We start from the raw sequence: 20,886 nt of genomic DNA on the forward strand, positions 1-20,886 counted from the left end.
CAGGAATGTCTGTATTCTCTATCCTATAAGAAACGAGAGGTGGGTAAGATGGACTTAAGTCCGAAAGAAATTGCGGACGTAGCGATTGAAAAAGGAATAGCGAAAGCGAACAGCTCGTTTTTGTCGATGGTGGTGCTCGGCTTTTTGGGCGGGGCTTTTATTGCCATCGGTTATTTGGCGTATATCCGGGTGACCGGCACGATGCCGGGGAGCTGGGGCAGTTTTGACACATTTATGGGTGCCGCAGTGTTCCCGACCGGCCTGATCTTGATTTTGGTTGGCGGCGGCGAGCTTGTCACCGGCAATATGATGGCCGTCAGCATGGCCTGCTTTGACAAAAAGATTAACATCCTGCAGCTTATTTGGAACTGGTTGTGGATCACCATTTTTAACCTGATTGGTGCGCTATTTGTTGCCTACTTTTTCGGGCATTTTATCGGCTTGACAGAAGGGGATTTTTTGGCGAAAACCGTCCACACGGCAGAAATGAAGACGAGCGCGCCTTTTTGGCAGGCATTTGTCTCCGGGATCGGTTGTAACTGGCTTGTCAGCATGGCGGTCTGGCTTTGCTACGGCGCCAAAACGTTTGCAGGCAAAATCCTCGGCATCTGGTTTCCGATCATGGCTTTTGTGCTGATCGGGTTCCAGCACGTCGTTGCCAATATGTTCATTATTCCGGCCGCTATTTTTGCGGGGCATCTTTCATGGATGTTATTTTTGAAAAATATCATCGCGGTTTTCCTCGGAAATGCGGCAGGCGCAGTTGTGTTTGTCAGCATGCTCTACTTTATCGCATATAAAAAAGAAGGAGTTCAAAAGACAGACACTGCACTTTGAGACGGAGGGCTTCTCACAAAATGGGAAGCCTTTCATTAAAAATAGGGCCGCTTTGGGTCATTAAAACGTAAAATGCAAAGATTTGATAGAAAAAGCAGCAAAAACTTGTACTCCGCCTGTTTCTGCTTTATGGCAAACTAGATGCGGAACTTGGTGAATGAACCGGATAAAGACCATTTACCAAGCCCCGCGTATCAAAACGGGCATCCACAGAGCTTCCCGGGCTAACGCCCATTTGCTGTCGCTCCCCATTTTTCTTAAATTTTTCATCATTCTATAAACTTCCGTACGAAAAACAACCTGTTCCCGAAAATTTTTAATGGAAAGAAAATCCAAATCTCTTTTTACAAGCCTTCATCAAGATAAACCGCCGAAGCAAGCCCAAGAAACGGGTTATAAAAGCGGCTGTCATTGTGAAAGGTGATCAGCAGTGAAACAACCAGGATAACCAAAAAGGCGGCCATTGTTGCATAGTCTTTTAACTGAAAAGGGCGCGCACTGTACCAGGTGCGTTTTTTATTTTTTCCAAAGCCGCGCAGTTCCATGGCATTGCTGATGGTTTCAATTTTTTCAAGGCTCGACAAGATGAGCGGAATCAGGATGGAGGCGGCATTTTTTATCCGTTTCGGCAGTTTTTCTTTGCGTGACATATCTAAGCCCCTTGCCTGCTGGGAAAGGGCGATATTATGAAAGTCCCGCTGAATATCGGGAATATAGCGGAGCGCCAGGGCAACCGCAAATGAAATCCGGTAGCTGATCCCGATTTTATTGAGCGATGCGGCAAACTCGCTTGGATTTGTTGTTACGATAAACAGAAGTGCGGCTGGAATGACCGTGAAATATTTGAGTGTGACGTTAAACTGGTAAAAAAGCTGTTCCCACGTGATATTGTACCGACCGGCAATCGAGAACAGCACATGGCTTGTCCCGTAAATTCTCACGCCCTGTTGCGGCGAAAAGATATAAATCGCAATGTTGTTCAAAAGCAGAAAAGCAAGGATAAAAAGCAAAATAAATAATATTTCCCGGATCTTGATGCGTGAAATTTTAAAAATAACAAGGCTCAAAAGAAAAAGAAAAAGGAGCACACGCGTATCGTAAGTAAGCATAGCCGCAAAAGACCACGTCAAAAAGCAGATCAGCTTTGTCGCGCCGGCCAGTTCATGGACGGGGGATTTCCGCTCAATATAAGACAGCATTTCGGTTGTCATTTGGCTATAGCCCCCTTTCGTACGTGATAAAGCGTTCCGTGAAACGCTCCGGGTTCAGATGCAGCCGGCTTGCAAGCGTATAGAGGGATGTCTCTTTTAAGTTGGCGCGCCGGATCATATCAGAATGGCCTAAAATTCCGGCAGCCGGACCGTCGGCAATTTTTTCTCCGTCTGCAAGCACAATGGCGCGCGGCGTATACTCCAGCATGAGGTGCATGTCATGGGTGATGAAGAGAATCGTGATACCTTTTTTATTCAATTCCGCCAAAAACTCCATGATTTCATGGTAATGCATATAATCCTGGCCGGCAGTCGGCTCATCGAGAATCAGAATGTCCGGCTCCAGCACGAGAATAGAAGCAATCGTTACCCGTTTTTTCTGGCCGAAACTAAGCGCGGATACCGGCCAATTCCGGAAAGAGTAAAGTCCGCAAAGCCGCATGGCATTTTCTGTACGGCTTTTGATCTCTTCCGGTGCAATCCCACGGTTGGCCAGGCCGAGCGCAATTTCATCGAAAATCATATGTTTTGAGATCATCTGGTTTGGATTTTGCATGACCATGCCAATCCGAAGCGACCGTTCTTTAATGGTGTCGTTTGTAATGTCTTTCTCTTTGTAAAAAATTTTTCCGGAAGAAGGTTGTTCAAAGCCGCAGATCAGACGTGACAACGTTGATTTTCCTGCGCCATTTTTTCCAACAATGCTTACCATTTCCCCTTTTTGGATGGTAAAAGAAAGGTTTTTGAGCACAGGCTGCCCGGGTTTATACGAAAAAGACAACTGACGGATTTCAAGCACCGGTTCTGTTTCAATGCGGGCAACCGGCTTTTTAGCATGTTTATACCAGTTTAAAAGGGCATCTCTGCACCGGCCGAGTTGAAAAGTATCCAGGTGTGCCGGCTGCATCTCTGGTGTGATGCGGCAGCCGGCATATTTTGCAGCTTTGACATAAAGCGGCTCCCGGACATGGCACGTTTCCAGCACGGAAGAAGAAAGCAGTTCATCCGGCGTGCAGTCGCTGATGATTTTGCCGTCATCTATGACAATGACCCGGTCTATTTTTTCAGCCAGCACATCCTCAAGCCGGTGTTCAATGATCAAGACGGTCACATTTGTTTTTTTCCGGATGTCCGAAATAAGCTCCATGGCTTGCTTTCCGGTTGCCGGGTCGAGATTTGCAAGCGGTTCGTCAAACAAAAGAATCCCTGTATTGTTCACCATTACACCGGCAAGAGACACTTTTTGCTTTTGGCCGCCTGATAATTCATGGACACGTGCGGCAAGTTTGTTTCTAATGCCGACTGTCCGTGCTGCTTCATCAACAGCATCATGCATGTCACGGAGCGGAAGGCCTTCATTTTCCAGAGCAAAAGCGATATCCTCGCCGACGGTTAAGCCGATGAACTGCCCGTCCGGATCCTGCAGCACCGTCCCGACTGATTTGGATATGGAGAAAATATCCATATCTTTTGTTTCTTTTCCGTTTATCTTTAAACTACCAGACACCTCACCTTTGTAGGAAAAAGGAATGAGGCCGTTGATGCAATGACCGAGTGTGCTTTTCCCCGACCCGGACTGTCCGAGAATCAGCACACTTTCCCCTTCATAAATTGTCAAATTGATATCATGCAGGGTAGGGGTGGCCTGGCTTCTGTATTGAAACGTATAATTCCGGAATTCAATGACAGGTTTTTTCATCTTTTCCTCCCGTTGTTCTCTTATTCTTTTCGGAGACTGCCGCTTTTGCTTCTCGTTTTCGCGTAAGCACCAATCAGCAATGTTCCGATGATGCCGACAGTCACCATGTTGGACACGCCCGCGACAATGCCTTGCAAAAATACTTTGTTGGCAGGTTCCGCGTAGATGAGGATGTCGAGCAAAGGGGCAACAAGAAACCATCCGATTGCCTGGGCAATGACCTGTACGATATTAAACAGAAAAATCTTTTTGCCGTTTAGAATGCCGGAATCGATGTCTATTTTTTTCGAAACAAGGCCGAATAAGAAGCCGACAAGGGTGGAAACGATCACCCAGCTCCACCAGATAGATCCGTAGGAAATGGCATCCTTCAACGCGTGCCCGATCAGGCCGATCAGGGCGCCTGCAACCGGGCCGTATACAATCGACATAAGGGCAAGAAAAGCATAAGACGTTTCAATGGTTGTATTCGGGATGCCGGTCGGGATGGAAACAAACCTGCCCAAAATAATGAAAATGGCAGCGCCAATCCCAATTGCAACAATTGTGACGATCGATCTTCTGTTTGATTGCATGTCGTGATTCCCCCTATTTTTGATAGACAATTTTCGGCGCTTTCCGGATGGTAATGTTCCATTTGATGCCGGTATCGATATGGTAGGCTTTTGCGAAAGAGCCCTGGTTGATGGCGATGCCGAGTTTGTACAGGGAATTGATGTATAAAAGCGGTTCGCCAATATGGCTGTCGGCAAAAGAATGGCCGAATGTCATAATGTTTTTGTAGTGCTGGCGGGATTCGTTAAAAATCGTGACTTCGAACGAATCGCCGTAGTTGACGTCCAATTGTCTGAACAAGGAAGAATCGATATTGGTCCATAAATTGCCGAAGCGGACATCCAGCGTGTCGATCGTGCCTGTAATCACGCCATCCTGAAGCTCCGGTGCTTTTCTCGGCAGTTCAATAATGGAGCCAGCCGGGATTTCCGGCCCGATTTCTTCAAAACGGATCACCCCGGCAGCCAGTTTCGCGCCGGTGTAGGCGTACACATCCCGGCCGTGAAACGTATACGATTCTTCTGAATGCGGGAGCCGGTTGGCGGTTTCATCAATTTCTCTGGCGGCCACAATGGTGTCTTTAATGTGGGTCAGGGTGCCGTTATCCGGTGTGATGATGTACTGGCCGTTTGCCGTTTTGGCGGCAATACTGCGCCGGTCGGATCCGACACCGGGGTCGACCACGCTCACAAACACGGTATCCGCAGGCCAGTAGGAAATGGTCTGGTACAGCCGGTAAGAAGCTTCCCAAATATGATATGGCGGAATTTCATGGGTCAGGTTAAAGATTCGGAGCGCCGGGTCAACCGAGATTGCCACCCCGTTCATCGCGGCTACGGCGCCGTCGCATAATCCGAAATCTGTTTGAAGTACCAATGGTTTTGTCATGTCAGTTCCTCCTTGAATTTTGAAAAATAAAAAACCACGCCCCTACACGATAAGGGCGTGGTTTGAATTCACGCGGTACCACCTTCATTCACTGTTTACTCACATAAACAGCCTTAGCCAGTACGGGAGCCTGCAATCTCCTTATACTGCGGCGCTTTAACGGGCGCTCTTCCCGCCGGAACCTACTTGCAGCTAAGCTTTCAGCACGGAACTCCAAGGCCATTTTTCCGATCCGTCCTTTTGCTTCTTTTCAGCAACCGAAGCTCTCTGTGAAAATTCGTGGACCGTACTTTTCCTTTTCCTCGTTTTTGGAATGAACTTTGAATTCATTATAGGATTAATCATTTGAAATTTCAAGAGAAGATTTTAAATTTCCTGCCTTTTTCATCAAATGCCGTCTTCCAACTCCGGGCCGTGCCGTTTCCGGTTTGTTGCAGATGAAAACGGCACGGTTTCGCTGCTCCGCCGGTTATTGCGCCGTATACCCTCCGTCAAGCACGGCTGCCTGGCCGGTGATGCCTTTTGCTTTATGGCTGGCCAAAAAGACGGCGTAATCAGCAATTTCCGTTACAGTAAGCAGCCGTTTTTGCGGGACAAGAGGATAAATCACTTCCTCAAGCACTTTTTCAAATGGCACTTTCCGCGTTTCTGCCAGGTCTTTCAGCTGGTTGCGGACAAGCGGCGTGTCGGCATAGCCCGGGCAAATGGCGTTAACACGAATGCCATGCTCCGCCCCTTCCAAAGCGGCTACTTTCGTCAACCCAATTACCCCGTGTTTGGCGCTGTTGTAGGCGGCTTTGCCGGCAAACCCGATCAGGCCGTTAACAGATGCCATGTTTAAAATCGCGCCGCCGCCCTGTTTTTTCATGATAGGAAAAGCATGCTTGATGGCCATAAAAGGGGCTGTCAGCATGACTTTGATCAGCAGTTCAAACTTCTCTGTCGGAAAGGCTTCAATCGGCGAGACGTACTGGAGCCCGGCGTTGTTGACGAGGATATCAAGACGGCCGAATGTGCCGGCCGTTGTTTCGATCACTTGCTTCAAGTCCTTTTCGATCGTGACATCACATGGTGCGGAGACAGCGCCCAATTCATTGGCTGCTTTCTGGCTTGCTTCTGTGTTTTTATCGGAAATCACGACATTGGCGCCTTCTGTTTTAAAAGCGCGTGCAATGGCAAGGCCGATGCCGCTTCCTGCTCCTGTCACGAGCGCGGTTTTTCCTTCCAGGCATTTTTCCATCCCTTTGTCCTCCCCCGTATCGGATTAAATGATGCCAAATATAGTGTAAAGTGCAATGGCAAAGAAAACAGAAACGGTTTTAATGATGGTGACGGCAAAAATATCACGGTAAGACTGCTTGTGCGTCAAACCTGTAACGGCAAGCAGCGTAATGACCGCACCGTTATGCGGAAGGGTATCCATCCCGCCGGATGCCATGGCAACAACACGGTGCATGACTTCGGGCGGAATGTGGGCAGCGGCGATGGCTTTGTTGTACTGATCCGCCATCGCGCTCAGTGCAATCCCCATGCCGCCCGATGCCGAGCCGGTCACCCCGGCAAGCGTGGTGGTTGTTACCGCGCCGTTTACGAGCGGGTTTGTAAACGTATGGGAAATGCCGTGGCTGATCGTTGTAAAACCGGGAAGCGAGGCAATAACGCCGCCAAACCCGTATTCAGCCCCGGTATTCATCGTTGCGAGCAGAGAACCGCCGATACTTGCATTCAATCCTTCTTTTAAATTTTTCGTTACCCTTTTCCAGTCAAAAGCAACCGTTGCCAAAATGCCAATAACAAGCGCCATTTCCACCGCCCAAATGGCAGCCACCGCGTTGATGTCCACCGTGCCAAAAGCGTCAAGGCCGATTTTGGAAAAATTGAATCCGTCCGGGTACCATTTCGGGATATAGGTGGTAAAAACTTTGTTCATGACGCCGACAAGAACGAGCGGGACGAAAGCAAAAATCTGCCTGGCCAGCGATTGGCTTGCGGAAAGATCAGGCGCGGGTTCTTGTTCGGCTTCAAGCGCTGCGGCCGTTTCTGAAGGAAAACCGTAATAGCCCTCGCCGGATTTTTCTGCTTTTTTCCGCCTGTATTCCAAGTATAACAGGCCGCATATAAGCACGAATGCACCACCGAGCAGGCCGAGCACTGGTGCTGCGTAAATGTCTGTTTTAAAGAAAGTGGTGGGAATCACGTTTTGAATTTGCGGTGTGCCAGGCAAAGCATCCATTGTAAACGTTAATGTTCCTAAAGCGATTGTCCCGGGAATGAGCCGTTTCGGTATATCAGCTTCCCGAAACATTTGGGCGGCAAACGGGTAGATTGCAAACACGGCTACAAACAGGCTTACACCGCTGTACGTCAGAATCGCCCCAAGCAGCACGATGGCAAGCATCGCCCGTTTTGCACCGATGAGTTGGACGATCGTTTTGGCAATAGATTCTGCAATCCCGCTCATTTCCACCACTTTGCCGAAAATGGCGCCTAAAAGGAAGACAGCAAAATAAGATTTAATAAAGCTGACCATCTTTTCCATAAACACATTCGAAAAGAACGGGAGCACATACTCCGGCGCCGTCAATAGTACTGCGAGCAGCGCGCACAAAGGGGCAAACAGGATCACCGAGTATCCCCTGTATGCAACAAATATTAATAGGCCCAGCGATAATAAAATGACGAAAAAGTCCATCTTCATCCCCCATTTTTCATTTTAAGAAAACGGTTACATTAATGAACGCATCCGGTTTGCCAGCAAACCTGGCTTCCATCACCCTAAAAGAATGCATCTGCCACAGTTGCATCAGCTTTTGATTGCAAGCATTACCCCCGAAGTATCGTTGCAAAAGCGTCCGGGGATCCTGTCGGGGTTTTTCCACTCATTCGGGAAAAGCGGGAAACCGGACTGCAAAAAAAGAGAGTGGAAGCCGCCACGCCGGGCAGCTCCTTGATTTTTACCACCTTGCTGTCAGCATTTTCCGGCGGGTGTAGAATTCGACGCCGTCTGTGCCGTTTGCGTGAAGGTCGCCGAAGAAGGAATTTTTCCAGCCGGAAAACGGGAAAAAGGCCATGGGGGCAGGTACGCCAATATTCACGCCAAGCATGCCGGCCTGGATATTTTCCCTGAAATAGCGGACATTGCTGCCATCTTTTGTAAACAGGCAGGCGCCGTTGCCAAACTCAGACCGGTTTGCCACTTCAATCGCTTCTTTCAGGCTTGCCGCGCGCACAACGGAGAGGACCGGCGCAAAAATTTCATCTTTCCAAATGCGCATATCCGGGGTGACTTTGTCAAAGATGGTCGGCCCGAGGAAATAGCCATCGCCGCGCGCAGCAGCATCTTTTCTGCCGTCCCTCACCAAAACGGCGCCTTCCGCTATCCCGGTTTCGATATATTTTTCCGTACGTTCTTTATGTTCCTTTCTGATGACTGGCCCGAGGAACACGCCGTCATCGAGACCGTTGCCTATTTGAATTTCATCCGCTTTCTGCTTCAGTTTTTGTAAAAGCGGTTCGGCTGTGTTTCCGACAGCGACCACAACCGAGCAGGCCATGCACCGTTCGCCAGCTGATCCGAAAGCAGCGCCGATCACTTCTTTTACCGCGGCGTCCAGATCGGCATCCGGCATCACGATCGTATGGTTTTTGGCGCCTGCTAATGCCTGAACCCGTTTTCCATTGGCTGCGGCGGTTTTATACACATATTCGGCCACTGGTTTTGACCCGACAAAGGAGATTGCGGGCACGTCTTCGTGTTCCAAAAGCCGGTTGACAACATCATGTGCGCCATGGACGATATTGAGCACGCCATCCGGCAGGCCTGCTTCCCGGAACAGTTCCGCAAGCCGGTTGGCAAGGAGCGGTGTGCGTTCCGACGGTTTCAGGACAAATGTATTCCCCATGGCAATGGCCAGCGGAAACATCCAGCACGGCACCATCATCGGAAAATTGAACGGTGTAATGCCGCCGACAACACCGACCGGGTAGCGGTACATGCCGGATTCCATATTGGTTGCAATATCCGGCAACTGTTTTCCCATCATGAGAGAGGGGGCGCCTGCAGCAAACTCCACACACTCAATGCCGCGCTGCACTTCCCCGTAAGCTTCCGTATAGCTTTTTCCGTTTTCCTCGGTAATCATTTTGGCGAGTTCATCCCAATGGTCGACAAGCAGCTGCTGGAATTTGAACAGGATACGCGCACGTTTCGGAACGGGTGTTGTGCTCCACGTTTTGAAAGCCTCTTTTGCGGCTTCTACCGCTTCATCGACATCAAGGGCAACGGAGAGCGGCACTTCTGCAAGCAGGCCGCCTGTCGCAGGGTTCGGGACAGCCTGGTAACGGGTTGTTTGCGGCTCAATCCATTTGCCGCCCACATAATTTTTTAAAATATTTTTCGTCGTTGTTTTCATCATCAACAGCTCCTCGTATAAGTATGCTTTTAGTACTGGGCACCCGTGCCGCAAAGAACACTGTGGCAGCGGCTGGGGTGTAAAAAAGCCCGGTTGCTCTATCCCCGGGCCTGCACTTTCCCGGAAAACTGGTAATCATAGCAAACAAGATATAAATCTTCTATTTCCTTTTGTGAAGGAACCCTTGGATTGTTTTGCGGGCTGCCGCTGGCAAGGGCATCGGAAGCCATTTTGTTGATGGCGCTTTCAAACGGTTGTTGCGGAATGCCCCAGCCGCTTAAATTCGGGATATTTAAATCAAGGCACAGCTGTTTGACGGTGCTGACGGCAAGATCAGCCGCTTCCTTGCCGGACAATTTCGCTTCCGGTGAAAAAATGTTTCCGATATCCGCGAGCCTTTCCAAACAGGCGGATTTGCTGAATTCAAGCACAGCCGGCAACAGCATGGCATTCGATATGCCGTGCGGGACGTGGAAGAGTGCGCCGATCGGCCGGCTCATTCCGTGCACAAGGCAGACAGAAGCGTTGGAAAATGCCATCCCCGCCTGCAAAGAACCGAGCGACATGGCATCGCGCGCTTCCATATTTTCCCCATCTTCGTAAGCGCTTTTTAAGTGCGGGATGATAAGCCGCATAGCGGACAGGGCAAGCGTATCGGTTAACGGATGCGCCCTTCTTGAAATATACGCTTCAATCGCATGGCTTAGGGCATCTACACCGGTTGCCGCTGTAACCGGTTTTGGGGAAGACTTTGACAAAACAGGGTCCACAATGGCGACAGCCGGCATAAAGGCAGGCTGCTTGATCATCATTTTGACATCTCTGGCAGTATTCGTAATGATCGTGGCGTCTGTTGCTTCCGACCCTGTTCCGGCCGTTGTTGGAACCGCTATATGCGGGACAGGCGGCTTTTCTGCCATTTTCCTTCCGCCCATGTAATCGCCGATATAGCCGCCGTTCGTTGCTACAACGGCAACAGCCTTGGCTGTGTCAATGCAACTGCCGCCGCCAAGAGAAACCAGCAGATCGCAACTTTCCTGCTGGAAAAGGGCGAGCGCTTCAGAGACATAATGGTCAACCGGCTCGGCATTGACGCCTGCATACACGGCGCTTTTCACGCCGGCTTCCTGCAAAATGCGCTGGCACGCATCCGCATTGCCAAGCCCGGCCATGATTTTATCCGTGACAATTAAAGCTTTTTTTCCTCTTCGGGCTGCCTCTTCACCGATTTTTTCAAAAGATTGTTTTCCGTAAAGAATGGTTTGCGGGGTCCGGAATACGGCTTGCCTCATTTTGTTTTCACTCCTTTGCTATGCTGCCTTTTTAAATGCAAAAAGCATGCCAAAAGCGTTTTGCAGAACCGGGCCCGTTTGATGCCGGAAAAGTGTAGAAAAAATACGACAATTGTAGCGGGCTAGCTACACTACAGGCGCTACAGTTTATATTTTTTGATTTTCTGGTAAAGCGTTGTGCGGTGGATGCCGAGCAGTTCCGCCGCTTTCGTTTTATTGCCGCCCGCATTTTTCAGCGCCCGGATAATGAGCGCTTTTTCTTGCGCCTCGCCCGCTTGCCTGGCGCGGCTGATTAAAGATTCAGCGTGGATGTCCTTTGCCGGCTGGGCCTCATGAATCGCTTCCGGCAGATCGCCACGGCTGATTTTCGGCCCGTCGGCGAGTGTCACAAGCCTTTCCACCGTATTGGCCAGTTCCCTTACATTCCCTTTCCATCCGTAAGCCATCATCGCCGCAACTGCCTCCGAACTGATCCTTTTTTCGGGCAAATCGTAACGCCGGCAAAATTCCTTCAGAAAATGGGAAATCAGGCCGGGTATATCTTCTTTTCGTTCGCGTAGCGATGGCAAATGGATCCGGATAATATTGAGCCGGTAATATAAATCCGCCCGGAACGTGCCGGCTTCTACCATTTCTTCAAGATTGCGATTCGTAGCGGCGACAATTCTCACATTCGTTTTATATTTTTTTACACCGCCGACCCGCTCGGCTTCTTTTTCCTGAATGGCACGCAGCAGTTTCGTCTGCATGGCGGGCGATAGTTCCCCGATCTCGTCCAAAAACAGCGTGCCGTTTTCCGCCAGTTCAAATTTCCCGAGCTTCCCGCCTTTTTTTGCGCCGGTAAATGCGCCTTCTTCGTAACCAAAAAGCTCGGATTCGAACAAAGGCTCCGGAATCGCCGCGCAATTGACGGTAATAAATGGCCCCCGCGCATACGGGCTCAACTGGTGGATGCTTTTGGCAAACAGTTCCTTCCCTGTTCCGCTTTCCCCTGTTATCAAGACCGTTGCCGAAGTCCGTGCCGCCCTTCTCGCTAGCCGTTTTACGCGGGAGATGCTTTCGCTCGTTCCTAAAATTTGTGTGAAGCCGGCCTGGTCCGGTATCTTTTTGGCATCTGTTTTTTCTTCCCGGGCGGACAAAGCATCCTGGTGCAGCCGCCCGAAAATTTGATACAATTCCGAGACGCCTTCAAAAATCAGCATGCCAATCGCGCCCACTACCCGGCCCTCTTTCCAAATCGGGATACGATGGACCACCATTGTCTGCCCCTGAATATATTGGATGACGCCGCGCTCAGGGATGGCCGTTTTGACAGTGACATGCAAGTTTGTATTTTCAATGACTTCGGTGACATGCCGCCCGATCGCATCTTCCCGTTTGATTCCTGTAAACCGGCTGTATGCCTCGTTAAATTCGATAAGAATGCCGTTTTCATCGACAACGGCAATGCCCTCATAGGCGCTCTCCAATACGGCGTTTAAAATCTCTGCTGCGTTTTTTGTTTGCGCCATTTGCCGGATATAGTGCGCGAGCCCGTCCAATATATCATGCCTTGTAAGGATGCCGGTGCATTTCCGGTTTTCATTTACGACCGGAAAGGCAGAAAAAGGCAGGGGCAGCACGTCAAGCAGGCTTGCTTGTTCGGAGATTGCTGCAAAATTTCTCTTTGGCAGTGCCCGCAAGACCGGTTCGTTTTCCATGTGATCCAGCAATGCGGCGAGGACATGATGCAGCGTCAGCATCCCGACTGGCTGGTCAGTTTCATCTGCGACCACAAGGTTGCTTAAATTTTGCCCGCGCATGATGCATGCCGCTTCCCGGAACACGGTCCCCGGCCGGATGGCATAAGGGCAAGGGGACATCCAGACACCTGCTTTTAACATGCTTTCCATTTTTTCATAGTAAAGCGGTTTTGCCATTTCTCATTCCTCTTTTTGAAACGAAGGCTGCCGGAATACCGGTAGCCGTTCTATTTAAATCGTTTTTAAGCATGCAAAGAATAATTTCTTCTTTTCTTGCCGATTTCCTTTTGAAAAGTGCCATTTGTAAAATTTTTTTGCCGAATCAGCATGATTTTTAATGGGAAAAGAGTTGCTGTTTGGAGGAAAAAGGGAAAAGGTTGCATGAGCGAATAGTAAAATGAAAAAAGGGTGGTCCGTGATGAATGAAGAAAAAATGCGTTTTCCATTAAGCCCGCAGGCCGATCCGCAGGCTGTTATAACAGGGGAGCATTACCGGTTTACCGTGCTGACGCCGAAGCTGATCCGCTTGGAATACGCGGAAAACGGCGTATTTGAAGACAGGGCGACACAAACCGTGCTGAACCGGCAGTTTCCGGTCCCGGCATTCCGGAAGCTGGAAAACGATGTTTCGCTTGAAATCATCACCGAAGCTTTCCATCTGCACTACCTTAAGAAAGGCCCGTTTTCGCCGAATGCGCTTTTTATCGATGTGAAAAGCAATTTTACAAATTACAAGAACCGCGGAAGGCGGCTTGCAGATTTGGCAAATGAGTTTTGAAAGGAAAGTGCAAGTATAGAAATCGCAATCCAGACAATCCGGAACAAAGCCGGGGAGGTTATTGCCATCAAAAAGGAACTTGCAGCGGGGTAATCCCGATTTGGAAAACGGCACGCTTGCTGGTTGCGGGTCAACCGGCAAAATCCGCCTTAACCTGTCGAAAAAAGACAAAATGAGAAAGGAAATCAGACTGCCTGCTTCGAATATCTTTATAGAAGAAGAGAAATTGAGGGGGAACCAAATGGACCGGATTGAACAGCTTGAACAAAGAGTGGCCGTTTTGGAACAGGAAGTGGCAACATTAAAAACTGGCCTTGCGGCGAAACAAGGAAACCGGCCGGCCAAAATGGAAGCCGGTCAAAGTACCGTGCCATCCACCACCGGCACGCCGGATAAACGGGTTGAGAAAACCGCACCGCGCCCCCAAAATGCTGAAACACCGGTGCAAAATGCTGAAATACCGGTGCAGAAAACGCCGGTTCAGGCGAAACCGGAACCGGTTGATTGGGAATACCGCCTTGGGAGGGTGTGGCTGCCGAGAATTTTTATTTTCGTGCTGCTTCTGGGCATCATTTTTGCCTTTACCATTGTGGCCATTGCGGGGACGGAACTAATCAGGGTTTTGCTCGGTTTTGGCGTGGCCGCTGTGCTGTACTTTTTTGGGGAGAGACAGATTAAGAAACAAATGGTGGCACTTGGAACCGTGCTGCTGTCCGGCGCCGTTTCCGTTGCCATTTTGACGACGTTTGCGATGCATGTTTTGTACGGCATGGTACCGCCTTTTGTTGCATTTATCGTGAACCTGGTCTGGGTCGGGATCGGGATGTTTCTTTCCGGCCGGCACCGTTCGGAAGCCATGGCGATTTTAACCGCATGTGCCGGATATCTTGTGCCGCTTTTGGTAGAAGGAAGGGAACATGCCGCCCATTTTGTTATTTGGTATGAAACGGCATTTTATGCGCTTTTGCTCTTGTTTGCCGTCCGGAAAGCTTACAAAGCGCTGTTTTATACGGCAAGTGGGCTGTGGCATGCCGCCGTTTTTATCCTTTATATCAATCTTTTGATCAATCAAGTTGGTGCAGGGATCTCGTATTCTGTTGTGCTTGGGGCGATCATTCAGCATGCGTTGCTTTGCTGGGTTGCTTTTTACAAGAAGGGAATAGGAGAGGCAACGGTGCCGGTCTTATTCTCAAGCTTTGTGCTGACAACCGGATGGGCTTATAGTACGCTGGAGGAAGTGCCGGGCATATTGCTGCAAGCATCGCTTCAACATGCGCTGTTTAATCTATACTTATTGGCCGCTGCAGTCGCTTACGGCTGGTTTGCCTACTACGGCCGGGAAAAACAAAACCGGGAGCAGATCTCTGTCTCCATTTCCATTTGTACAGTAAGCGTTGTTTATTTCCTATACCAGATTTTGCCTGATCATGTGCTAAATCTTGCCGTGTATTTTATTGTAGCCACGGTCGCCATTTATCTTGGCTTTCATTTTAAAGCAGTCATTCAGCAGGTTATCGGGTTATTGCTTTATATTTTTACAACTTTTCAATTATTTTCCACCGCATGGATCCGGGATGTGTTCAGTGCGGAGACTTTCGTGTGGCTTGTTGTGATCGGGACGATGCTGTTTTTCTACCGGATGCTGGCTGCACCTTCGTTGAAACAGGAAGGTCTGAAAAACTTTATGATCGCCGTAAATGCCTTTTTTCATCTTGTTTTTCTTACCCAGCTGGCAGGTGCGGTTGCAGAAAGCTGGTCCGTCAGCCTGCGGATGATGCTCCAGTCTTTTGTCTGGATGGTATATGCTGCAGCTGGAGTGGCGCTCGGGGTTTGGAAAGACAATAAGAAGATCCGGCTCGCGGGGATGATCCTGCTTTTGATCACGCTTTGTAAACTGATTTTTGTCGATATGCATACCGTCAACCTTTTCATCCGGACGATTTTGTTTATTGCGCTCGGGACAGTCGGGTTGCTTGTGTCAAGGCTGTTCTATGTGAAAAAAATAGTGTTTTATTGCCTTGCACCTATCACCTGAAAGAAGGCAGGTGATAGGTGCAGTTTTTTTTAAAAAATATGGCTGAAGAGGCAAAAAACGGTGAAATGAAAGCGCGATCATCCTTAAAAAGGGGCATGACAAGTGAAAGTAGAATTGGAAAATGGAAAATCAACACAAATTGCCAACTTTATGTACGGGCTGAAACTGGTACGGAAACAATCGCGTTTCCGTCGTCGGTTTATTGATATGTTACAGGAGCGCGCTATATTGGTCGATCAAGACCGCATTGAGCTATTAAAAGAGCACTCAAAAAAAGATGAAAACGGAGAACCCATCATCCACGACGATACCTACGACGTGAAAGATATGAAGGCATTTAACGAACCTGAATCCGTGACGAAATTTCCGCTTAAAGGCAAACAAATCGCATAAAATTTAGTATAATTGGTATATCAGACAAATTAAATTCATTCCACATTCAGGTGATCTCATGAAAAAGTTTGTGATAGAACCCACAAAAGAATGAATTGTTGCCCAAGCTGGCTTAGCGATAGTAGGAAATTTACTAAATCAAACGAATTTAGTTTCCAGGTTGAATGTTTTTTGCAAGAAAAAAGTGCAGAGTATTGCAGTATATAAATTCGTTTATACCGCATAAAAATTCAATCTGAATTCTCGCTATTAAGGGCTTGACATGGAGCCTCTGCAGCCATGATTCTTTTGCCAAGCGGCCAGCTGTAACAGATTTGGCAAACCCAAACAGGTTATCATGGCTACCCCTCCATGTAAAGCCCCTCTGCATAACCATTTGCATAGAAATTTTGCACATCTCTGCACTTTAATTTTGCAATAAACAGGTTGAATGCCTATAAACTCCCGGATATCTCCCGGTATCCGGCTTGCTTCAATGGCGATGTGGCTAAATCTTATATCGGCTTGCTTTGCCAGGGAAAAAGTGATTATGACAATATTGAAACCTTCCGTGATGATGCTTTTTTTGCACTGGCTTTGGATATCCAGAGGGTTCCTTCCAGCCCGACTCTCAGGCAACGATTGGACCAGGCCGCCTTGGTGGAAAAATGGAAAACGATCTTGCACGAAGAATCGCTGGATCTGATTCGCCATACAAATGCGGAAATCAGCCCGGTTTACGCCAAAGACAAACCGTATATCCCGGTTGATCTGGATGTCTCCCCTTTCGATAACTCCAAGACAAAAAAAGAAGGGGTAGAAAGAACCTATAAAGGCTGTGACGGTTATGCCCCTATGTTCGCTTACATGGGACAGGAAGGTTACTGCCTGCATGTTGAGATGCGAAAGGGAAGTGTCCACTGCCAAAAAGGTACACCAAATTTCATCCAGGAAACCATTCAATCTGCCCGGAAACTAACAGATCAGCCATTGCTTTTCAGGCTTGATTCCGGAAATGACAGCCGGGATAATCTCATTATTCTCCTAGAAAACCATGCAAGCTTTATTATCAAACGCAATCCCCGTAAGGAAAAAGCTGAGGACTGGCTGTACATTGCCCGAAAATATGGGATCTGTTGTGAAGAACGGGAAGGAAAGAAGGTTTACCTTGGATCCATCCCCGAAACCATTCAAATTAAGGACCAGGAGCGAAGCATCCGAAAAGTTTTTAAAGTGACCGAAAGAACCATCTCAAGAGACGGACAAATTTTTTTAATTCCCGAGTATGAATTTGAAACCTACTGGACGGACCTTGAAGTGCCGCCTCATGTGGTGATCTCTCTTTATCATAACCATGGCACTTGCGAACAGTTCCATAGTGAAATTAAATCAGAACTGGATCTCGAACGGCTGCCGTCAGGCAAATATGAAACGAATGGCCTTGTGCTCCATTTCGGTGTATTTGCGTATAACCTGCTTCGCTTGATTGGACAAGAAAGCTTGAAAAAACAAGATACGCCATTGAAAAAGAAAACAACAAGAAGAAGAATCCGAACCGTCATCCAGAATATGATCACACTGGCCTCAAAGCTGGTTTTCCGTGGCCGGCAATGGAAATTAAAAGTCGCGGAGACCAACAAATGGTTACCGGTCTTTACTCGTTTGTATCAAGCCTTTTACTAAACATCCCGATCAATAGACTACTAGGAAAAAGAAATAAAAAAACGAAAACTTGCAAAAATGGAAATTTGCAGATTTATTTGGCGTGCACAAAAACGAATGAAACAGGGAAATTTTTACATACTGAATCACTAAAAGTGCATTTATCGAATAGTCGGACACCACTATATCCTTACTCTTGGGAAATCTACCTATTAACGGCGTTTGTTATATTTTCGTCACGGATTCAGGAGTTACTTTTAAAAGGTGGAGATGAAGTTATTGATGCAGCTAGAGCCTTCAAAATTATTGATTCTGCCACTGCAAGAACATTTAAAAGCAATAGTGTAAAGATAGGGAATTTTTTGAAGAAGTTTGAAAATGCAGGGGCCAACGCAGCTAATGAAGTTCGTACTCAGCTTCCTGTATGGTTTAAAGATAACACAAGGGTTAGCAAAGGAGTAGCTGAAAATATATCAATCGCTGTAGCTTGGGCAATTCACGGTGCTGATTGGTTATTTTTTTAGGAGTGAAATAGTATGGAAAATGAAACTGTTAGTGAATGGTTAGGAAGTAAAGGATTATCTAATACTGATATTGATTTCATTGAAACAATTTTGACTTTCACATCCACAGCAATTGTACTAGAGTCTAAAACAGAAGATATTAACAAAAAATTTCAAGCGACTTTTCCGGAAAAGAAAGCAAAAATCATGCCTGATTTAACCTACCAACAGTTTGAAGAAATATTACAAGATAATGGTTTGTCAGTCAATTTAAGCGAACTGTTGAAAAGGTTTAGCTCACAAGGTATTTGTGTGGAACTCTGTGAAAAATTGTTAAGAAAACAAGATGATAATTAGGGCTTGCTGAACGAATCAAATTTGGTCAGATACAAGCCAAATTCCGATTATCAAAATATAAAATAGTGTTGTGTAAAAATTAAAAAAAAGAACCCTGAGCTTGCGCTCCAGATTCAGTATGAAGAATTGAAGGGCTACTACTGTTTCGCTGGTCTCCTGAAGGCGTGCTCGAATAAGGCCCAGCCCATACTTGCGCTTGCCTTCGCCAAATTTGCCTTCAACGGCATTACGTTCAGAGGCATCCTGCCTTGCGACGCGTTCCAAGGTTTTGTCTTCCGTTCTGGATGGGCGTCCTAACCTTGGCCCACTCAGACGAATGCCAAGAGATTTGCAGTATGCCAGATTATTACGGTTTCGGTAAATTTTATCTGCCAAGATCGCTTCCGGATAAAATCCGAACCGGTTGTAGTAGTTTTCAACAGATTCCTTGAGAGTGGTCCCTTCATTGTAATTTTCCCAGTCGAGGTGCTCAATCAAGGCATAACCATCTACGACACTGATGGCGACTTTTGAACCGAACTCCACGTTCGCTTTTGCCTTGCCGCGCACAATTGGACGGACATGTGGCTGGGAAATGCTTACAATCCGGTGGTCAACCCGGTGTGTTTTCTTTTTGTACATTTCTGCCTGTTGGCGGTAAAGTTCATGAATCACGAGAAGTTGCCTGTATTCATCTTTGCTTAAAAGAGACAGAGAGCTTTGGGAAACAAGATTTTTAATGATCTCCAGATCTCGTTTCACATATCCGAGCTGTTTGCCTACAGCTTTCCGGATTTTCCGGGCGCCAGCTTTACGTTGCTTAGCGACAGAAAGATAGTCCTTGCGGGCTCTTTTTCTGTAGGTCCGTGGCTTACGTAATTTCCCTTTGTGTGGTTCATGCAGGACATCAATGATATGTTCCAATTTCTCACGGGCTTCGTTCAACAACCCGAGGTCTGTAGGGTAAGCAATATCAGCCGGTGCACAGGTTGCGTCCAAAATGAGCTTTCCTCTGTTCTTCGTTTTGGGAGAAGCCGATTCAGTTGAATGCTTTTCTGAATCGGAACCGGAAGGCTGAAGATCGCCACGATCATGATCATGATCATTACGATCTTCATCATCATGATCGTCATCGTCGTGATCCTGATCATCATTGTTGTCGTTTTCCTTAGATGCTTCTTCCAATTGGCGTTTTTGTTCTTCCAGAACGATCCATTCATTCAGTTCGTTGATGATATTTGCGCCCAAACGTTTTCTAAAACGAGTCATCAGAGAATGGTCGAATGGGGCTTTTTCCTGGAATTCAGGCAAGCCGATAAAATACTGAAGATACGGGTTTTCTGTGATCTGTTCGACTGTTTCCCGGTCAGACAGCCCAAGCCGTTCTTTGATATAAAGAGCCCCAAGAGCGATTCTGACAGAATAAGCCTTTTCGCCTTTGAATTTCTTCTTGAAGGACTTGGCATACTTTTCTTCGGCCATCCACCAAGGAATCATTTCAGCAAGACGGACCCAGCGATTTTCTTTATTTCATTTCCCACCGAATGGTAGAAAAAAATCATCTACAAAAGTTAATTGATGTTCGGTCTTTTTGTACATCGTAACAGCCTCCAAGTGCAAGGTTTTTTACGTGTTTCCTTTGAAATCCTTACACTTTATATTCGACAAAAGTAGCCAAAATCCTTGTCAAATCTGGAATTTTTGCTTATTCAGCAAGCCCTAAAATGGAACTTAGAGGATCTGATCGGGAAAAGGGGCAATATATTTACACTTGTCCTGTATTTCATCCAAATGCCAAGCAAGAAGGTCTCACCTGCCCGCTAGCGAATCACGCGGAATGTTGTAATGGGGCAGCACAAGGAAGAGTATTTAGGATAGACTTTGATCAAACGCCTCAAGTAGATGTCGAGTTGCCGCAACATGGTCGCACATTTGAAGTGTTATATAGTGCCAGGACGATCATCGAAAGAATCTTTGGCATTCTAAAAGACGGATACAGTCTCCGTCGTGTTCACAAGCGTGGGAAGCAGGCAGTTGAAGCTCATGTAGATCGATGCATGATATCTATGCATATCATGGCAAATATGGCGTACCATCAGACAGGAAAGGCCAATTGTGGATGGACACGCAATCGGCTGCAAAGAGCAAATTAAGTTATTCACAGGTGGATATGTGAATAACTCAAATGAACGTTTTCTTTCCACAAAGGGTAGTGAAAAAAACCATTTTGTGAAGGCGGGATACGTATGCCCTTTTTTTGAGAGCCCTTGCCAAAATGCTATATCCCCTGAAACTGTAAGCAGTCAGACAATTAAAGGTCGTTGATTTATTCCACTAAAGAAAAAAGACGTTTGTAGGAACATTATGACAAATGTAAAAAGAAATTGTGAGTTTTTGATTTTAATGGGGTAAATTTATTTATTATAAGTGTCTAAATTTTTCCACTTTGGTCGGTTTTGGGCGGGTTTCAATAGATTAGGCTACTCATTCCTGTGGTAAATATTGTAAAACGGAAAAGGATGATTTTTTTTGAAAAAAAAGAGCCATGAAAGCCACTCCTTTGT

At 47.3% G+C, this 20,886-nt stretch carries 17 protein-coding genes, 1 pseudogene and 1 other annotated feature; of the genes and pseudogenes, 8 read left to right on the forward strand and 10 right to left on the reverse strand.

Annotated features, from left to right (window positions below; all coding sequences use genetic code 11):
* The first annotated feature begins 48 nt into the window (after nucleotides 1-48).
* Nucleotides 49-837 carry a formate/nitrite transporter family protein gene (locus NSU00_RS02680; protein WP_326241341.1) on the forward strand — a complete coding sequence of 263 codons (789 nt, stop codon included), beginning with the start codon at nucleotides 49-51 and terminating at the stop codon, nucleotides 835-837.
* A 344-nt stretch (nucleotides 838-1,181) separates the two neighbouring features.
* On the opposite strand, the gene NSU00_RS02685 is transcribed toward NSU00_RS02680, so the two are convergent.
* The 9 genes from NSU00_RS02685 to NSU00_RS02725 all read right to left on the reverse strand — a co-directional run bounded on the left by NSU00_RS02685 (nucleotide 1,182) and on the right by NSU00_RS02725 (nucleotide 12,813).
* Nucleotides 1,182-2,048 carry an energy-coupling factor transporter transmembrane component T family protein gene (locus NSU00_RS02685; RefSeq protein ID WP_340703375.1) on the reverse strand — a complete coding sequence of 289 codons (867 nt, stop codon included), beginning with the start codon at nucleotides 2,046-2,048 and terminating at the stop codon, nucleotides 1,182-1,184.
* 4 nt (nucleotides 2,049-2,052) lie between these two features.
* Nucleotides 2,053-3,747, reverse strand: coding sequence for an ABC transporter ATP-binding protein (locus NSU00_RS02690; protein WP_340703376.1), 1,695 nt, complete (start codon nucleotides 3,745-3,747; stop codon nucleotides 2,053-2,055).
* A 20-nt stretch (nucleotides 3,748-3,767) separates the two neighbouring features.
* Nucleotides 3,768-4,322, reverse strand: a complete 555-nt coding sequence (locus tag NSU00_RS02695; protein WP_013858409.1) for an ECF-type riboflavin transporter substrate-binding protein — start codon at nucleotides 4,320-4,322, stop codon at nucleotides 3,768-3,770.
* A gap of 13 nt (nucleotides 4,323-4,335) precedes the next feature.
* A complete protein-coding gene (locus tag NSU00_RS02700; RefSeq protein WP_013858410.1) occupies nucleotides 4,336-5,190 on the reverse strand; it encodes an SAM hydrolase/SAM-dependent halogenase family protein in 855 nt (284 codons plus the stop codon).
* Nucleotides 5,191-5,238: 48 nt separating this feature from the next.
* Nucleotides 5,239-5,502: a binding site (T-box leader), on the reverse strand.
* 157 nt (nucleotides 5,503-5,659) lie between these two features.
* Nucleotides 5,660-6,430 carry a 3-hydroxybutyrate dehydrogenase gene (locus tag NSU00_RS02705; protein ID WP_013858411.1) on the reverse strand — a complete coding sequence of 257 codons (771 nt, stop codon included), beginning with the start codon at nucleotides 6,428-6,430 and terminating at the stop codon, nucleotides 5,660-5,662.
* A gap of 24 nt (nucleotides 6,431-6,454) precedes the next feature.
* Complete coding sequence (locus NSU00_RS02710; protein ID WP_013858412.1) at nucleotides 6,455-7,882, reverse strand: GntP family permease; 1,428 nt, start codon at nucleotides 7,880-7,882, stop codon at nucleotides 6,455-6,457.
* Nucleotides 7,883-8,144: 262 nt separating this feature from the next.
* Nucleotides 8,145-9,602 (reverse strand): CoA-acylating methylmalonate-semialdehyde dehydrogenase, encoded by a 1,458-nt coding sequence (locus tag NSU00_RS02715; RefSeq protein ID WP_207369037.1) that lies wholly within the window; start codon nucleotides 9,600-9,602, stop codon nucleotides 8,145-8,147.
* A 98-nt stretch (nucleotides 9,603-9,700) separates the two neighbouring features.
* Nucleotides 9,701-10,894: an iron-containing alcohol dehydrogenase gene (locus NSU00_RS02720; RefSeq protein ID WP_340703377.1), complete on the reverse strand. Its 1,194-nt coding sequence runs from the start codon at nucleotides 10,892-10,894 to the stop codon at nucleotides 9,701-9,703.
* 140 nt (nucleotides 10,895-11,034) lie between these two features.
* Nucleotides 11,035-12,813: a sigma 54-interacting transcriptional regulator gene (locus tag NSU00_RS02725; protein WP_340703378.1), complete on the reverse strand. Its 1,779-nt coding sequence runs from the start codon at nucleotides 12,811-12,813 to the stop codon at nucleotides 11,035-11,037.
* Between the two features lie 241 nt (nucleotides 12,814-13,054).
* Between NSU00_RS02725 and NSU00_RS02730 the strand changes: the two genes are divergently transcribed.
* The 6 genes from NSU00_RS02730 to NSU00_RS02755 all read left to right on the forward strand — a co-directional run bounded on the left by NSU00_RS02730 (nucleotide 13,055) and on the right by NSU00_RS02755 (nucleotide 18,343).
* Nucleotides 13,055-13,414: a glycoside hydrolase gene (locus NSU00_RS02730; RefSeq protein ID WP_340702293.1), complete on the forward strand. Its 360-nt coding sequence runs from the start codon at nucleotides 13,055-13,057 to the stop codon at nucleotides 13,412-13,414.
* A 100-nt stretch (nucleotides 13,415-13,514) separates the two neighbouring features.
* A complete protein-coding gene (locus NSU00_RS02735) occupies nucleotides 13,515-15,449 on the forward strand; it encodes a DUF2339 domain-containing protein (RefSeq protein WP_340702294.1) in 1,935 nt (644 codons plus the stop codon).
* Nucleotides 15,450-15,551: 102 nt separating this feature from the next.
* Complete coding sequence (locus tag NSU00_RS02740) at nucleotides 15,552-15,842, forward strand: hypothetical protein (protein WP_340702295.1); 291 nt, start codon at nucleotides 15,552-15,554, stop codon at nucleotides 15,840-15,842.
* 399 nt (nucleotides 15,843-16,241) lie between these two features.
* Nucleotides 16,242-17,504, forward strand: coding sequence for an IS1380 family transposase (locus NSU00_RS02745; protein WP_445684497.1), 1,263 nt, complete (start codon nucleotides 16,242-16,244; stop codon nucleotides 17,502-17,504).
* A complete protein-coding gene (locus NSU00_RS02750; protein WP_340703379.1) occupies nucleotides 17,462-18,007 on the forward strand; it encodes a hypothetical protein in 546 nt (181 codons plus the stop codon). The genes NSU00_RS02745 and NSU00_RS02750 overlap by 43 nt, the downstream gene beginning before the upstream one ends.
* 12 nt (nucleotides 18,008-18,019) lie before the next feature.
* Nucleotides 18,020-18,343, forward strand: coding sequence for a hypothetical protein (locus NSU00_RS02755; RefSeq protein WP_047185753.1), 324 nt, complete (start codon nucleotides 18,020-18,022; stop codon nucleotides 18,341-18,343).
* A gap of 25 nt (nucleotides 18,344-18,368) precedes the next feature.
* On the opposite strand, the pseudogene NSU00_RS02760 reads toward NSU00_RS02755, so the two are convergent.
* Nucleotides 18,369-19,921: pseudogene (locus NSU00_RS02760) on the reverse strand (IS5 family transposase).
* Between the two features lie 125 nt (nucleotides 19,922-20,046).
* Here NSU00_RS02760 and NSU00_RS02765 point away from each other — a divergent pair.
* Nucleotides 20,047-20,475 carry a transposase gene (locus tag NSU00_RS02765; RefSeq protein ID WP_236579010.1) on the forward strand — a complete coding sequence of 143 codons (429 nt, stop codon included), beginning with the start codon at nucleotides 20,047-20,049 and terminating at the stop codon, nucleotides 20,473-20,475.
* Nucleotides 20,476-20,886 lie beyond the last annotated feature (411 nt).

The sequence above is a fragment of the Weizmannia sp. FSL W8-0401 genome, assembly GCF_038009125.1.
Classification (GTDB): Bacteria; Bacillota; Bacilli; order Bacillales; family Bacillaceae_C; genus Weizmannia; species Weizmannia coagulans.